This window comes from Candidatus Pelagibacter sp. PS_43, assembly GCF_059417795.1.
In genome coordinates this window covers 439,564-454,840 of record NZ_CM182066.1, presented here as the reverse complement: position 1 = coordinate 454,840, position 15,277 = coordinate 439,564, and the positions used below count along the sequence as shown (strand labels likewise).

Genomic DNA, 15,277 nt, shown 5'->3' with positions numbered 1-15,277 from the left:
ACTAGCAATTAAGTTCTTTCTAATTAAATTATTTAAGTTCTACTTTTGCGCCAGCTGCTTCCAACTTAGCTTTGATCTCTTCAGCATCTTTTTTGTTTACACCCGATTTAACTTCTTTCGGTGCACCTTCAACTAGATCTTTTGCTTCTTTAAGACCTAAAGATGTTGCTGCTCTAACTTCTTTAATAACATTAATTTTTTTATCTCCCGCAGAAACTAACATAATTGTAAAATCATCTTTTGCTTCTTCAGCTGCTCCACCTGCTGCTGCTGCTGCCGGTGCTGCTGCAGCCATAGCTGTAACACCCCATTTTTCCTCAAGTTGTTTTGAAAGTTCAGCTGCTTCAACTACAGTTAAACTTGATAAATCTTCTATAATTTTATTTAGATCAGGCATAATATTTATACTTCTTTAGGTTATTTTTCAGAATTTTCTGGGGACAAACTACTCATTTTTTCAGAACGTGCAAGTAAAATACTTACAAATTTTGATGCTGGTGTTGCTAGAATACCTACTATATTTGCTCTAGCTTCATCTAATGTTGGTAAATTAGCTACATTTTGAACTCCAGCTTGGTCCAAAACATCATTGCCCATTATTCCACCTAAAAGTTTTAGATTTTCATTAGTTTTCGCAAATTTGGATAAAATTCTAGCCGAGATAATAGCATCGTTAGAAAAAGCTACAGCAGTAGCTCCTGTAAATAAATTAGCAAGATCTTTACATTTAGTTTTTTCAATTGCCAACTTAGTAATTCTGTTTTTAGTAATTTTAAATTTTATTCCATGTTCTCTCATTTGAGCTCTTAACTCATCTAATTGAGACATTGTTAAACCTTGATAATGAGTAACCATAACAGCCTCATTGTTTTGAAACTGAGTTTCCATTTCACTTATATAATTCTTTTTTTGTTCCTTGTTCATCATAACTATATAGCTTTTCCTAATTTGACTTTGTATGACACACCCATACTTGATGTTACAAAGGCATTTTTAATTAAATCACCTTTTAAAGTAAGATTTCCTTTTTCTTTTTCTAAAGTGTCTAAAATTGCTTGATAATTTTTCAATAATTGATCATCATGAAAAGATTTTTTTCCAATGCTAACACCTATATTACCATCTTTATCATTTCTAATTTCAGCTTGACCTGATTTTGCATCAGTTACAGCTTGCTTGATGTTGTCTGAAACTGAACCTAATTTTGGATTAGGCATTAAACCTTTGGGGCCTAAAACTTTACCTAACTTTGAGAGCTTAATCATCATCCCTGGTGTACAGATAAGTTTTTCAAAATTTAATTCACCTGATTTAATTTTTTCTATAAATTCATCACTGCCAACTATGTCGGCACCTGCATCTTTAGCTTCTTTAGCTTTTGCATCTTCACAAACAACGGCAACTTTTACTTTTTTTCCTGTTCCACCTGGTAAATTAACAACAGTTCTAATATTTACCTCACCTTTTTTTTGCTTATTGTTAACTTGGAAACTTAAATCAATTGACTCATCAAATTTAGTTGTACAATTTTTTTTAACTATAGATAATAAACTTTCAATTGCATCAGCAGGCAAATTTTTAGTTTTTTCTGGTAATTGTTTGAATCTTTTTGATGGCATTAGTCTTTAACCTCAATTCCCATAGATCTTGCAGATCCAGCAATAATCTTTACAGCTTGGTCTAAGTCGTGCGCATTAAGATCTTTCATTTTTTGTGTTGCAATTTCTTCTGCTTGTTTTTTTGTAATTGAACCAGCTATACTTCTTCCTGGTTCTTTAGATCCACCTTTAAGTTTAGCTGCTTCTTTTATAAAATGTGAAGCAGGCGGTGATTTAATTTCAAAATCAAATTTTTTATCTTTATATACGGTAATGATAACTGGGATTGGTTTTCCAGCAAACGCCTTTGTCTTATCATTAAATGCTTTACAGAATTCCATTATATTAATGCCCCGTTGTCCTAATGCAGGACCAACTGGTGGAGCTGGGTTAGCTTGTCCACCCATAATTTGCAATTTTATATATCCACTTATCTCTTTAGCCATTAACTTACTTTCTCAACTTGGTTATATTCTAAATCAACGGGTGTTGGTCTTCCAAATATCGACACAGAAACTTTAAGTCTTGATTTTTCTTCATCAATGTCTTCAACCATACCGCTGAATGATGCAAAAGGACCGTCAACAACCTGAACTTTTTCACCAATGGCATACTCTATACCAGATTTTGGCTGTGCTACACCATCTTTTATTTGTCCTAATATTTTTTCTATTTCTTTATCTGAAACAGGTACTGGAATACCTTTTGAACCTAAAAATCCGCTTACTCTCTTAAGATTTTTAATTAAATGATAAAGATCATTGTCCATCTCACTTTTAATTAGTACGTAACCAGGAAAATATTTCTTTTTTCTTTGAATTCTCTTTCCTCTTTTAACTTCTGTTACATCATGAGTTGGTACAACAATTTCCTCAATTTTATCTGAGATTTTAGCTTTTTCAGCCTCTTCTTTTATTAATCCAGCAACCTTATTTTCAAAATTTGAGTGTGATTGAACAATATACCAATTTTTCATTAAATGCTTACCTTCAGTAAAGCTTCCAATAAAAATTTAAGAACTTGATCAAGAAGTAAAAAAAACAAAGACATAATAACAGCCATTGCAAATACCATTAAAGCACCTTGCATAGTCTCTTTTCCTGTTGGCCAAGAAACCTTAAAGGCTTCTTGTTTTACTTCCTGTATAAATTTTATCGGGTTTTTCATAATATACTGTTCACTTATTGGCAGGAGCGGAGGGACTCGAACCCTCAGCCTCCGGTTTTGGAGACCGGCGCTCTACCAATTGAGCTACACTCCTATAGAGTTTACTCTATAATTTTAGTTACTACTCCAGCTCCAACTGTTCTACCACCTTCACGAATAGCGAAGTTTAATTTTTCACTCATCGCAATTGGAGTAATTAATGTAACAGTGAACTTAGCATCATCACCTGGCATAACCATTTCAGTTCCAGCTGGTAATGTAACTTCTCCAGTTACATCTGTTGTTCTAAAGTAAAACTGAGGTCTGTATTTAGTAAAAAATGGAGTGTGTCTTCCACCTTCATCTTTTTTAAGTACATAAGCCTGAGCCTCAAATTTAGTGTGAGGAGTAACTGAACCAGGTTTACAGAGAACTTGACCTCTTTCAACATCAGTTCTTTCAACACCTCTTAAAAGCACACCGATGTTGTCACCTGCTTCTCCTGAATCTAAAAGTTTTCTAAACATTTCAACTCCAGTACAAACTGATTTTTTAGTATCTCTAATACCAACGATTTCAATTTCTTCACCAGTTTTTACAACACCTGTCTCTACTCTTCCAGTAACAACTGTTCCTCTTCCAGAAATTGAGAATACGTCTTCAACTGGCATCAAGAAAGGTTTGTCAACTTCTCTTGCTGGCTGTGGAATAAAATCATCAACAGCTTTCATTAATTCTAAAATAGAATTTTTTCCAATTTCATCATCTCTACCTTCAACAGCAGCTAATGCAGAACCTTTAACGATGGGAGTTTTGTCACCTGGATATTTGTATGAAGTTAGAAGTTCTCTAATTTCTTCTTCAACAAGTTCAATCATATCTTTATCATCAACTTGGTCTACTTTATTTAAGTAAACAACAATTGCTGGAATACCAACTTGTCTTCCTAAAAGAATATGCTCCCTTGTTTGAGGCATAGGACCATCAGCAGCATTAACTACCAAGATAGCTCCATCCATTTGGGCTGCACCTGTAATCATGTTTTTTACATAGTCAGCGTGACCTGGACAATCAACGTGTGCGTAATGTCTTTTTTCAGTTTCGTATTCAACGTGAGCAGTTGAGATTGTAATTCCTCTTTCTTTTTCTTCAGGGGCTTTATCAATCTGATCGTAAGCAACCGCTTTTGCTCCACCAGTTGCTGCTAATGTAATTGTGATAGCAGCTGTTAATGTTGTTTTACCATGGTCGACATGACCAATTGTACCAATGTTACAGTGTGGTTTATTTCTTACAAATTTTTCTTTTGACATTACTTTTTTACCTCAGTTTAGTTTTATTAATAATTTCTTTTTTTCTTGGAGCGGGTAAAGAGAATCGAACTCTTACATCCAGCTTGGAAGGCTAGCGTTCTACCATTGAACTACACCCGCACAACATCAAGAATAACACTCCATTGTTATAAAAAATTTTATTGAATGGTGGAGGGGGAAAGATTCGAACTTTCGAAGACCGAAGTCAACGGGTTTACAGCCCGCCCCATTTGACCGCTCTGGAACCCCTCCTTTTTGGGGAAGTGTCCCCTTGTTCAATAAAGCTTCAAACAACAGGCGTTTTATATATTTTTATTATGCAATTGCAACACGAGATTTACTGTGAAAATGGAGGAAAAAACGTATAAAACAAACTAATTTTATGAATAAATCATCTTTTTTAATCGTTGGTCAACATGCTGTAATTGAAGCATTAAGAAACCCTAAAAGGAAGGTTTTAAAAGTATTTTTAACAGAAGAAAGTAAAAAAAATATTCACAGAAAAAATCCAAAAAATAATGTCCTTGAAGATGTTAAGGTTTATTTCAAATCAAAAAAAGAACTAGATAAATACACTTCTAAAGATCAAATTATGCACGGTGGATACGTTGCTGAAGTGGAACATATTGATCAACCTGACTTAAAAGAGTTTATAAAAGAAAAAAATAATTTAACATTTGTTTGTATTGATGAGGTAACGGACCCAAGAAATATTGGTTCATTAATTAGAAGTGCAGCATCATTTAATATTGATGGATTAATTGTTAAAGAAAGACAATTTCCATCAGATAGTAAGCTTATGTATAAAGCTGCAAGTGGTTGTATGGAACATATCAATATTTTTGAAGTGGCAAATATAAATTCCACGCTAAAAAACTTAAGGGAAAAAAATTTTTGGGTTTATGGTTTTGATGCAAGAGGAGAAAAAGACTTCACAGATATAAAATGGGAAGGAAAAAATGTTCTTTTATTTGGTTCTGAGGGATTTGGCATGAGAGAGCACACAGGAAAGTACACAGATTTTTTTGTTAAGATTGATATAAATAAGGATGTAGAAAGCTTAAATATCTCAAATAGTGCTGCAATTGTGTTTCATCATTTAAGTTATTTAAAAAAAAATTCTTGATTAGTCTAAGATTTCTTAATAGAAATCACCTATGCCCTTGTAGCTCAGCTGGTAGAGCAATTGATTTGTAATCAATAGGTCCGCGGTTCGACTCCGTGCGGGGGCACCATCACTTAATTGTTTGTAGTCTCTTTTCTTGTTTGCTCAATCTTTATCTTTTTATGTAAGCTATTGTTTTTGTCATACAATAACTCAAAGCTAATATTTTTATTAGCTTGAATTTTAATTGTTTTTGCATTTCTTACTTCAAAATTATCTGCAACAGCACTTATTGGTCTTTTATTTGTATCTAAATTCTTTATTAAAATTTTAGATTTATCACTTACAATGGTTCCTCGCCATCTCCTTGGTCTAAAAGGACTTATAGGTGTAACTGCTAATTTTCTTGAGTCTAAATCTAAAATAGGTCCATGAGCTGATAGATTATAAGCAGTGCTCCCTGCAGGAGTTGATACTAAAACTCCGTCAGAAATTAATTTCTTAATAATATTTTTTTTATTAGCTGTAATTGCAATTGATGACGCTTGCTTGCTTTGTCTTAAAATTGATATCTCATTAATTGCTATAGATTTTCTAATTAAATTACTTTTATTAGTAACCGTCATTTGTAAAGGATAAATCTTAACACTATTAGAAACTGCTAAATTCTTAATAATATTTTTATTTGAAAATTTATTCATTAGAAAGCCATAGTTTCCAGAGTTAATTCCGTAAAAAGGTTTTTTAAATTTGTAAAGTCTTTTTAAGGTTTGAAGCATAAAACCATCGCCACCAACTACAATAATTACATTAGATTTTTTTAAAGAGGTGATATTTAGTTTTTTTACAAGTAAAGATTTAACTTTTAAGGAAGCTTTTGTTTTGTCAAAAACTAAATAAATTTTATCTTTCATTTATTGGTGCCCTCGGCCAGACTCGAACTGGCACTCCGCAAGCGGCAAGGATTTTAAGTCCTTTGTGTCTACCAATTTCACCACGAGGGCACGTATTATTTTCATTTGTTTAACTGTTTTTATTTATAACTCAACTTATTTTTGTTAACAATCTTAACCATATCTCAATTAAGCTTTTAATGCTCTTTTAAGAATTTGGTAATTTAAATTACAATCTTTATAACCTTTCTTTACAGTATTTAAATATCGTTCTGTTGGGTACGCAAACAAAGTTTTTTTTGTCATTGTATAGGTCATTACTTTCTTACCATAATAAGTAAAATAATATTTTTTATAAAGAACTGGGTAGTCCTCATAAATATCTAATTTTCTTTCATCACTTTTAGATATTTCAAATAATGCACCTGGAACTAATGAATTTTTTTTAGGCTCTATATCGGCCGCTCTATATTTACTTCTAAAAGTTAATTTAAAATCTTTAAGATTAATTTTTTTTAAAAAAACACTATCTTTGCATCTTCTTTTCATTTGAAAATGATTTAGATTACTACCGTAGGCAAAATACAGCATTCTTATTATCTAATAACTACTTCTATTTTTTTTTGATTAACAAATTCCAATATCTCGGTACTACATTTATCAATTTTTTTTTGATCCTCTGATCGTATAACAATAGATACTCCTAATTTACCTGCTTGAAAAAAAGGGTAGCTTCCTATTTCAACATCTTTATTGTTGTCTTGAACGTTGGTTAATGAGTTTGCAATTTCACTTTCAACAGTTTTTAAACTTATCGTATGACTTATTATTGGATTTCCCCCTACTATTTTATCTTTTAATCCACCTAACATTGACTTTAAAATTGATGGCACTCCAGGTAAACAAAAAACATTTTCAACATAAAATCCAGGGGCACCACTTGTTGGGTTAAGAATTAAGTTAGCATTTTTTGGCATCCAAACCATTTTCTGTCTTCCTTGATTAAATTCTCCAACTTTATAATACGCCTCTAATATTTTAAATGCCTCCTGATGAATTTCATACTCAAGGTTAAATGCTTTTGATATAGATTGAGCGGTAATATCATCATGTGTCGGACCAATACCTCCAGTTGTAAATACGTAGTTGTTAACTTTTCTTAAGTGGTTAACTGTTTCAACAATAGTGCTCTCAATATCTGGAATTACTCTAACTTCATTAACTGTCACTCCAATAGAGTTTAACCACTTGGCAATAGTTCCCGTATTAGTGTCTTGTGTTCTTCCTGAAAGAATTTCATTACCAATAATAAGAATTGCGGCATTAAATTTTGTATTTTCTGTCATTATTAAATATACATTTTATATATGGAATTTACCAAAGCTTTAATTAAAGGCAAACTTATCAAACGCTACAAGAGATTTTTTACTGATGTTAAAATTGGTAAGGAAATTGTTACAGCACATTGCCCTAATACAGGATCAATGAAGGGTTTGTTGGATGAGGGTAATGAAGTTTTTGTGTCCAAAAATGATGACCCAAAAAGAAAGCTAAAATATACGCTCGAGATCATTAAAGCTAAAAAAAATTTGGTTGGTGTAAATACTCATTTTGCAAATAAAATTGCTTATCATGGCTTATCAAATAATCTAGTGAAAGAGGTTGCAAATAGTGACAGTATTAAACCTGAAGTATTCTTTGATAAAGAAACTAGATTTGATTTTTTAATTGAAAAGAACAAGCAAAAAATATTTGTAGAGGTTAAAAATGTTACTTTATTTAGGGATGAAAAAACTGCAGAATTTCCTGATGCTGTAACGTCTAGAGGGTCTAAACATTTAAAAACTCTTATTGAAGCTGTTAAAAAAGGTTATAAATCCTATCTATTGTTCTTAGTTCAAATCCAAGGAGTTAATAATTTTAAAATAGCCAAAGATATTGATAAAGAATATTATGAAAATTATTTACTAGCAAAAAAAGCTGGTGTTATTTTTTTAGCTTATCAATGTAAAATAAGTGCAAAAGCAATTAAGATAGATAAAAAAATTAAAATTATTGATGCCTGATTATTTAGAAAAATTTGAAAAAATGAGAGTTGCTGGAAATCTTGCGGCAAGAACTCTTGATATGTTGACAGAAAATATTAAACCTGGAATTACAACTGATCATATTGATAAGTTGAGTTATGAATTTATAAAAGACCATGGTGGATATTCAGCTCCTCTTTATTATAGAGGTTTTAAAAAATCATTATGTACTTCTTTAAATCATGTTGTCTGTCATGGAATACCTTCAGATAGAGTATTGGAGGAAGGTGATGCTTTAAATGTTGATGTAACTGCTATAGTTGATGAACATTATGGTGATACAAGTCGAATGTTTTGTGTTGGTAAAACCTCAGTTAAAGTAAATAATTTAATTGATGCAACGCACGAGTCTATGATGAGAGCTATAGATTTATTAAAACCAGGATTAAAACTTGGTGACATTGGTTATGAAATACAATCTTTTGTTGAAAAAAAAGGTTATTCTGTTGTTAGAGATTTTTGTGGTCATGGAATAAGCACTACCTTTCATGAGCCTCCTAATATATTACATTATGGAAGAAAAAATACCGGAATGGAACTTAGACCAGGCATGACGTTTACAATTGAACCCATGATAAATACAGGTGAATGGGATGTAAAAATGCTAAAAGATGGTTGGACAGCTGTTACAAAAGATAAATCTTTATCAGCACAATTTGAGCATACACTAGGTATTACTGAAAATGGTTATGAAATCTTTACAGAATCTGTTAAAGGTTATTCAAAGCCCCCTTACTTATAATTAATGATTGAAAGATATTCTAGAAAACAACTCACTGACATATGGTCAGAACAAAATAAATACCAAATTTGGCTTGATGTAGAGGTTGCAGCAGCTGAAGCCATGGAAAAACTTGGTCAAATCCCTAAAGGGGTAGCATCAGTTGTTAGAAAAAAAGCCAAGATAAATGTTAAAAGAATTCATCAAATTGAGACTAAGGTTAAGCATGATGTCATTGCTTTTTTAACTTCTGTTACTGAAAAAGCGGGTATTAAAGCAAGGTACCTTCATCAAGGAATGACATCTTCTGATGTACTGGATACAAGTTTAAATATACAATTAGTTCAGTCAGGCAAAATTTTACTTACTGATATTGATCAAATTTTAAAAGTTTTAAAAAAACAAGCCAAGAAATATAAATACACTCCTTGTATGGGTAGAAGTCACGGTATTCATGCCGAGCCTATTACTTTTGGATTAAAACTTGCGTCATTTTATGAGGAATTTAAGAGAAATAGAAAAAGGTTAGTTGATGCGATTGATGAAATTTCAACATGCGCAATATCTGGAGCAGTTGGAACATTTGCAAACATTAACCCTAATGTTGAAAAACATGTGGCTAAAAAACTAGGTTTAAAAGTTGAGCCTATATCAACACAGGTAATACCAAGAGATAGACATGCTTTTTATTTCTCAGTCCTTGGAATTATTGCAGGCTCAGTTGAAAGAGTTGCAATTGAAATTAGACATTTACAAAGAACTGAAGTTTATGAAGTTCAAGAATTTTTTTCAAAAGATCAAAAAGGTTCATCAGCAATGCCACACAAAAAAAATCCAATCTTAAGTGAAAATTTAACAGGGCTTGCTAGAATGGTTCGAAGTGCAGTAATTCCTGCTCTTGAAAATATTGCACTTTGGCATGAAAGAGATATTTCTCATTCAAGTGTTGAAAGAAATATTGGCCCTGATGCAAATATTACTCTAGATTTTGCTTTAGTAAGACTAAGTAATATTTTAGATAAAATGATAGTTTATCCAAAAAAAATGATTGAAAATTTAAATATCACTAAAGGTTTAATTTTTTCTCAAGAAGTAATGCTAGAGCTTACAAAATCAGGATTGAGCCGTGAACAATCTTACAAAATGGTGCAAAATTATGCCAAAAAATGTTTTGCTGACAATTTAAATTTATTTGACGTTATATCAGACGATAAATTTATAATGGCTAAAATTTCATCAAAAAGATTAAAAGCTATATTCAATTATTCATCCCATTTTAAAAACGTAGATTTAATCTTTAGAAGAGTATTTAAATAATGAAAAAAGGTAAAAAATTATATGAAGGTAAAGCAAAAATAATTTATGCAACTGCTGATAAAAGATTAGTTATTCAATATTTCAAAGATGATGCTACTGCTTTTAATAATTTAAAAAAATCAACTATTGAAGGCAAAGGTGTTTTAAACAATAGAATATCAGAACACATTCTAACAAATCTCTCTCAAATCGGAATTAAAAATCATTTAGTAAAAAGACTAAATATGAGAGAGCAAATTATTAAGTTAGTTGAGATTATACCTATTGAATTTATTGTACGTAACGTTGCTACTGGTTCTATTACTAAAAGATTAGGTATCGAAGACGGAACTGTTCTAAAGCAGCCTCTATTAGAGTATTGCCTTAAAGATGATAAATTAGGTGATCCACTTATTGCTGAAGAGCATATTCTTGCATTTGATTGGGCTACAAAATCTGAATTAGAAAAAGTTAAAAAAATGATCCTAAGAATTAATGATTTCATGATTGGTATGTTCAGAGGAGTTGGGATTAAGTTAATTGATTTTAAACTTGAATTTGGCAGACTTAAAGAAAACGGTAAATCTGAAGTTATTTTAGCAGATGAAATTAGCCCTGATACTTGCAGATTATGGGATAGTATTACTGATAAAAAACTTGATAAAGATAGATTTAGAAAAGATCTTGGAGATTTAATACCCGCTTACACCGAAGTTGCTAAAAGGTTAGGAATTTTACACGAACAATCTAACATGAGTGCTGTAAACGTTACAAAATTAAGCTCAATAAAGAAAATAAAATAATATGAAAGTATCAGTTATCATCACACTTAAAAAAGATGTTTTGGATCCTCAGGGTAAAGTTATTCATCAAACACTTGCTGGTATGGGGTTTGAAAACATTAATGAAGTTAGACAAGGCAAGTACTTTGAAATTAATACAAAAGAAACTGATAAAAAAAAAGCTGAAAAAAATGTTGAAGATATGTGTAAAAAGCTTTTAGCGAATTTAGTTATAGAAGATTATAAAATTATCGGATCAGAATAATAAATAATGCATTCATCCGTAATCACTTTTCCAGGATCCAACTGTGACAGAGATATGGATGTTGCCTTAAAGAAATTTGGCTTTAAAAATAAAATGGTTTGGCATGATGATGTTGAGCTTCCAAAAAGCGACTTAGTCGTTTTGCCAGGTGGATTTTCATATGGAGATTATCTTAGATGTGGAAGTATGGCATCAAAATCTAAAATCATGAAATCTGTTTTAAATTTTGCCCAAGGTGGTGGTAAAGTTATGGGGGTTTGTAATGGGTTTCAAATTTTAGTTGAGTCAGGTTTGTTGCCAGGAGTTCTACTTAGAAATAAATATTTAGAGTTCATTTGTAAAAATGTTTTTGTAAAAGTTAATAATCAAGACAACTCTTATTTTAAGGATAACAAAAAAGAAGTTTATGAATTTCATATAGCACATAATGAAGGAAATTACTTTTGCTCTAATGATCAAATTAAAGATATTAATGACAACAATCAAATTGCCATGTTTTATTCTGATGAAAATGGAAACGTTAATGAACAATCAAATCCTAATGGCTCATTACAGAATATAGCCGGAATATTTAATAAACAAAAAAATGTTTTAGGAATGATGCCTCATCCTGAACGAATGATAGACCCTGCTCTATCGGGTGAAGATGGTTCTTTATTTTTTGAAAACTTAATTAATAATCTTAGATAATGATAGTAAACGAAAAACTTGCAATCGATCATGGTTTAAAAAAAGATGAGTATAAAAAGATCTGTGATTTACTAAAGCGAGTTCCAAATATTACTGAATTAGGTATTTTTTCTGCAATGTGGAATGAACATTGCTCTTATAAATCTTCAAGATTTCATCTTAAAAACTTACCCACAAAAGGAAAAAATGTAATTCAAGGTCCTGGAGAAAATGCAGGTGTTATTGATATAGGAGATAATGATGCAATTGTCTTTAAAATAGAAAGTCATAATCACCCATCCTTTATTGAACCTTATCAAGGTGCAGCAACTGGAGTGGGTGGAATTATGAGAGATGTGTTTACTATGGGAGCTAGACCTATTGCTAATTTAAATTCAATTCACTTTGGATCTCCTCAGCATAAAAAAACAAAGAATTTATTACGTGGTGTTGTTCATGGAATTGGTGGCTATGGTAATTGTATGGGGGTTCCAACTATTGCTGGTCAGACAAGCTTTGATGAGTCTTATAATGGAAACATCTTAGTTAATGCTATGACTTTAGGACTTGTTAAAAAAGATAAGATTTTTTACTCCAAAGCTGCTGGATTAGGAAAGCCTGTCATCTATGTTGGTTCAAAAACAGGTAGAGATGGTATCCATGGTGCAAGTATGGCCTCTGCATCATTCGATGATAAAATTGAAGAAAAAAAACCAACAGTTCAAGTTGGTGATCCTTTTACTGAAAAACTATTATTAGAAGCTTGTTTAGAGTTAATGGCAGGAGATTCAATTATAGCAATTCAAGATATGGGAGCTGCTGGACTAACTTCTTCAAGTATTGAAATGGCTTCAAAAGGAAATTTAGGAATTGAGATTAATTTAAACAAAGTTCCATGTCGTGAAGCAAATATGACACCTTATGAGATTATGTTGTCAGAAAGCCAAGAGAGAATGTTGATTGTTCTAGAAAATGGTAAAGAAGATTTGGCTAAAAAAATATTTGATAAATGGAATTTAGATTTTGCAATAATTGGCAAAACTACAAAAAGTAAAAGAATAGAATTATACTTTGATGAAAAAAAAGTTGCTAACATTCCTGTTAATACCTTAGTTGAAAACTCTCCTATGTATGATCGTAAATGGAAGAAGGCAAAACTTCCTAAAAAAATTAAGATTCAAAAAGAAGATTTAAAAAGTCTTAAAGTCGTTAGCGTTTTAAATAAAATTTTATCTAATCCAAATGTATGTAGTAAAGAATGGATTTGGCAACAGTATGATCATACTGTTATGGGGGATACTATTCAAAAACCTGGTGGAGATGCTGGTGTTGTTAGAGTTCATGGTACCAAGAAAGCGGTTGCAGCCTCTGTAGACTCTTCTGCAGTTTATTGCTGGGCTCACCCTTTAAGTGGAGGTAAACAAATTGTTTGTGAAAGTTGGAGAAATTTAATTTCAGTTGGTGCTAAACCAATTGCTATTACTAATTGCTTAAATTTTGGTAGTCCTGAAAATGAAGAAAATATGGGTGAGTTTGTTGAATGTGTTCAAGGATTAGGTGAGGCAAGTGCATATTTGGAGTTCCCAGTAGTATCAGGAAATGTTTCTTTTTATAATCAAACAAAAGAAGTTGGAATTAAACCTACTCCCACTATTGGAGGTGTTGGTTTAATTAAAGATTATAAAAATATGGTAACCATGAATTTAAAAGAAGTCGATAATATACTTTTGGTTATTGGTAAAACTGAGGGTCACTTAGATCAAAGCTTATTTGCAAGAGAAATCTTAAGTGAAAAAAATGGACCGCCACCCGAAATTAATCTTTTTAATGAAAAAAATAATGGTGAAACAATCTTAAGATTAATTGATCAAAAATTTATAAAATCAGCTCATGATGTATCTCTTGGTGGAATAGTTACCGCTCTTTCAAAAATGTGTATTAAAGGAAAAAAGGGTGCAACTCTTAAAAAACCTAATTATTTGATAAATGAATTTGAATATTTATTTGGTGAAGATCAAGGAAGATATATTATTGAAATTAGTAAAGATGATCTTAAAAATGTAACTAAAATTCTTAAAGATAATTCTGTTCATTATGATGAGCTTGGAATGGTCAATGAAGGTGATTTAATCATAAATGATAAGACAAAAGTATCAATTGACGATTTGATTAAATCGCATACAACTTGGCTAACTAACTACATTAGTAACTAATATGGCAATGGATTTAAAAGAAATTGAGACACTAATTAAAGAAGCTATTTCTGATGCAATTGTTGTGATTGAAGATTTAGCAGGTGATGGCAATCATTATTCAGCAACAGTGACCTCTAAAGAATTCTCTGGAAAAAGTAAAATTGAACAACACAAAATGGTCTATAATTCTTTAAAAGGAAAAATGGGCAATGAACTGCACGCATTAGCAATTAAAACAAAGGAACAATAATGGATGATAACACAAAAAATTTAATTCAAGGTCATATTGATTCAAACGAAGTCTGTTTATTTATGAAGGGAACTCCTGATGCTCCTCAGTGTGGTTTTTCTATGGCAGTTTCAAACATGTTAAAAATTTTAGAAGTTAAGTATCAAGGAATTAATGTTTTAGAATCTCAAGCACTAAGAGAAGGTATAAAAGAATTTAGTGACTGGCCTACTATTCCCCAAGTTTATATCAAAGGTGAATTTATTGGTGGCTGTGACATCGTTAAAGAAATGTATGAAAACGGTGAGCTCAAGAAAGTACTTGAGGATAAAGGAATAAATTTTAAAAAATAAAATTTTATTATCTAGAGTAATATTCGATTACTAGATTAGGTTCCATTACAACTGGGTATGGAACTTCTTCAAACTTAGGTGTTCTAACAAAAGTAACTTTTTTGTTCTTTTCATCTAATTGAATATATTCAGGAGTTTCTCTTTCTTTGTTTGCTAAAGCAATATCAATAAAAGCTAATTGTTTTGACTTGTCTCTTATTTCAATTACATCCTCTTCTTTAACAACATAGCTACCAATATTAACTTTCTTGCCATTAACTCTTACATGGCCGTGGTTAATAAGTTGTCTTGCAGAAAAAACTGTAGTTGAAAATTTAGCTCTATACACAACTGAGTCTAATCTTCTTTCAAGCAAACCAATTAAATTTTCACCAGTATCTCCTTTTAACATGGTTGCTTTTTTATAAATATTTCTGAATTGTCTTTCATTAATGTTACCGTAGTAACCTTTTAGTTTCTGTTTAGCTTGAAGCTGAATTCCATAATCAGATGGCTTACCTTGTCTAGACTGACCGTGTTGTCCTGGTCCATAGGCTCTAGTGTTAAAAGGACTTTTGGGTCTACCCCATAAGTTTATTTTAAGTCTTCTGTCAATTTTGTGTTTAGAACTAATTCTTTTTGTCAT

The 15,277-nt window shown here is 31.3% G+C and carries 21 protein-coding genes and 5 tRNA genes; 11 read left to right on the top strand and 15 right to left on the bottom strand.

The window, feature by feature from the left end; genetic code table 11:
* Positions 1-28: 28 nt before the first annotated feature.
* The 10 genes from rplL to AC5SLL_RS02420 form a co-directional block, all read right to left on the bottom strand.
* The gene (rplL, locus tag AC5SLL_RS02465; protein ID WP_494573595.1) at positions 29-397 is read right to left on the bottom strand and encodes a 50S ribosomal protein L7/L12; all 369 of its coding nucleotides are present in this window, start codon (positions 395-397) and stop codon (positions 29-31) included.
* Between the two features lie 20 nt (positions 398-417).
* A complete protein-coding gene (gene rplJ, locus AC5SLL_RS02460; protein ID WP_494573776.1) occupies positions 418-924 on the bottom strand; it encodes a 50S ribosomal protein L10 in 507 nt (168 codons plus the stop codon).
* 5 nt (positions 925-929) lie between these two features.
* On the bottom strand, positions 930-1,619 hold the full coding sequence (gene rplA / locus AC5SLL_RS02455) for a 50S ribosomal protein L1 (protein WP_494586940.1): 690 nt from the start codon (positions 1,617-1,619) through the stop codon (positions 930-932).
* Positions 1,619-2,044, bottom strand: coding sequence for a 50S ribosomal protein L11 (rplK, locus tag AC5SLL_RS02450; protein ID WP_494579021.1), 426 nt, complete (start codon positions 2,042-2,044; stop codon positions 1,619-1,621). The genes rplA and rplK overlap by 1 nt, the downstream gene beginning before the upstream one ends.
* Positions 2,044-2,574 (bottom strand): transcription termination/antitermination protein NusG, encoded by a 531-nt coding sequence (gene nusG, locus AC5SLL_RS02445; protein ID WP_494573592.1) that lies wholly within the window; start codon positions 2,572-2,574, stop codon positions 2,044-2,046. The genes rplK and nusG overlap by 1 nt, the downstream gene beginning before the upstream one ends.
* Positions 2,574-2,765: a preprotein translocase subunit SecE gene (gene secE, locus AC5SLL_RS02440; protein WP_006996799.1), complete on the bottom strand. Its 192-nt coding sequence runs from the start codon at positions 2,763-2,765 to the stop codon at positions 2,574-2,576. Before secE ends, nusG begins: the two co-directional genes overlap by 1 nt.
* A gap of 18 nt (positions 2,766-2,783) precedes the next feature.
* A tRNA-Trp gene (locus tag AC5SLL_RS02435) sits at positions 2,784-2,859 on the bottom strand.
* Positions 2,860-2,866: 7 nt separating this feature from the next.
* Positions 2,867-4,057 (bottom strand): elongation factor Tu, encoded by a 1,191-nt coding sequence (tuf, locus tag AC5SLL_RS02430; protein ID WP_494586939.1) that lies wholly within the window; start codon positions 4,055-4,057, stop codon positions 2,867-2,869.
* A 46-nt stretch (positions 4,058-4,103) separates the two neighbouring features.
* Positions 4,104-4,177, bottom strand: a tRNA-Gly gene (locus AC5SLL_RS02425).
* Between the two features lie 46 nt (positions 4,178-4,223).
* Positions 4,224-4,309: transfer RNA gene (locus AC5SLL_RS02420), tRNA-Tyr, on the bottom strand.
* A 130-nt stretch (positions 4,310-4,439) separates the two neighbouring features.
* Here AC5SLL_RS02420 and rlmB point away from each other — a divergent pair.
* A complete protein-coding gene (rlmB, locus tag AC5SLL_RS02415; protein ID WP_494586938.1) occupies positions 4,440-5,183 on the top strand; it encodes a 23S rRNA (guanosine(2251)-2'-O)-methyltransferase RlmB in 744 nt (247 codons plus the stop codon).
* 33 nt (positions 5,184-5,216) lie between these two features.
* Positions 5,217-5,292, top strand: a tRNA-Thr gene (locus AC5SLL_RS02410).
* A gap of 4 nt (positions 5,293-5,296) precedes the next feature.
* On the opposite strand, the gene AC5SLL_RS02405 is transcribed toward AC5SLL_RS02410, so the two are convergent.
* The 4 genes from AC5SLL_RS02405 to AC5SLL_RS02390 form a co-directional block, all read right to left on the bottom strand.
* A complete protein-coding gene (locus AC5SLL_RS02405; protein ID WP_494586937.1) occupies positions 5,297-6,076 on the bottom strand; it encodes an NAD kinase in 780 nt (259 codons plus the stop codon).
* 4 nt (positions 6,077-6,080) lie between these two features.
* Positions 6,081-6,166: transfer RNA gene (locus AC5SLL_RS02400), tRNA-Leu, on the bottom strand.
* A 78-nt stretch (positions 6,167-6,244) separates the two neighbouring features.
* A complete protein-coding gene (locus AC5SLL_RS02395; RefSeq protein ID WP_494586936.1) occupies positions 6,245-6,646 on the bottom strand; it encodes a gamma-glutamylcyclotransferase family protein in 402 nt (133 codons plus the stop codon).
* Between the two features lie 5 nt (positions 6,647-6,651).
* The gene (locus AC5SLL_RS02390; protein WP_494586935.1) at positions 6,652-7,401 is read right to left on the bottom strand and encodes a competence/damage-inducible protein A; all 750 of its coding nucleotides are present in this window, start codon (positions 7,399-7,401) and stop codon (positions 6,652-6,654) included.
* 21 nt (positions 7,402-7,422) lie between these two features.
* Between AC5SLL_RS02390 and sfsA the strand changes: the two genes are divergently transcribed.
* The 9 genes from sfsA to grxD are packed head-to-tail and all read left to right on the top strand — an operon-like array spanning position 7,423 to position 14,652.
* Positions 7,423-8,121 (top strand): DNA/RNA nuclease SfsA, encoded by a 699-nt coding sequence (sfsA, locus tag AC5SLL_RS02385; RefSeq protein ID WP_494586934.1) that lies wholly within the window; start codon positions 7,423-7,425, stop codon positions 8,119-8,121.
* Positions 8,114-8,884, top strand: a complete 771-nt coding sequence (gene map, locus AC5SLL_RS02380; protein ID WP_494586933.1) for a type I methionyl aminopeptidase — start codon at positions 8,114-8,116, stop codon at positions 8,882-8,884. The genes sfsA and map overlap by 8 nt, the downstream gene beginning before the upstream one ends.
* A gap of 3 nt (positions 8,885-8,887) precedes the next feature.
* Positions 8,888-10,180 (top strand): adenylosuccinate lyase, encoded by a 1,293-nt coding sequence (gene purB, locus AC5SLL_RS02375; protein ID WP_494586932.1) that lies wholly within the window; start codon positions 8,888-8,890, stop codon positions 10,178-10,180.
* Positions 10,180-10,962, top strand: a complete 783-nt coding sequence (gene purC / locus AC5SLL_RS02370; RefSeq protein WP_494573578.1) for a phosphoribosylaminoimidazolesuccinocarboxamide synthase — start codon at positions 10,180-10,182, stop codon at positions 10,960-10,962. The genes purB and purC overlap by 1 nt, the downstream gene beginning before the upstream one ends.
* 1 nt (position 10,963) lies before the next feature.
* A complete protein-coding gene (gene purS / locus AC5SLL_RS02365) occupies positions 10,964-11,206 on the top strand; it encodes a phosphoribosylformylglycinamidine synthase subunit PurS (RefSeq protein WP_494586931.1) in 243 nt (80 codons plus the stop codon).
* A gap of 6 nt (positions 11,207-11,212) precedes the next feature.
* Complete coding sequence (gene purQ, locus AC5SLL_RS02360) at positions 11,213-11,896, top strand: phosphoribosylformylglycinamidine synthase I (RefSeq protein WP_494573576.1); 684 nt, start codon at positions 11,213-11,215, stop codon at positions 11,894-11,896.
* Entirely contained in the window at positions 11,896-14,088 is a 2,193-nt protein-coding gene (gene purL, locus AC5SLL_RS02355) for a phosphoribosylformylglycinamidine synthase subunit PurL (protein WP_494586930.1), read from the top strand. Before purQ ends, purL begins: the two co-directional genes overlap by 1 nt.
* Position 14,089: 1 nt before the next feature.
* On the top strand, positions 14,090-14,320 hold the full coding sequence (locus AC5SLL_RS02350; protein ID WP_494573574.1) for a BolA/IbaG family iron-sulfur metabolism protein: 231 nt from the start codon (positions 14,090-14,092) through the stop codon (positions 14,318-14,320).
* On the top strand, positions 14,320-14,652 hold the full coding sequence (grxD, locus tag AC5SLL_RS02345) for a Grx4 family monothiol glutaredoxin (RefSeq protein WP_494586929.1): 333 nt from the start codon (positions 14,320-14,322) through the stop codon (positions 14,650-14,652). Before AC5SLL_RS02350 ends, grxD begins: the two co-directional genes overlap by 1 nt.
* Positions 14,653-14,659: 7 nt before the next feature.
* Here the strand turns inward: grxD and rpsD are convergent, their stop codons facing one another.
* A complete protein-coding gene (gene rpsD / locus AC5SLL_RS02340; RefSeq protein ID WP_494573572.1) occupies positions 14,660-15,277 on the bottom strand; it encodes a 30S ribosomal protein S4 in 618 nt (205 codons plus the stop codon).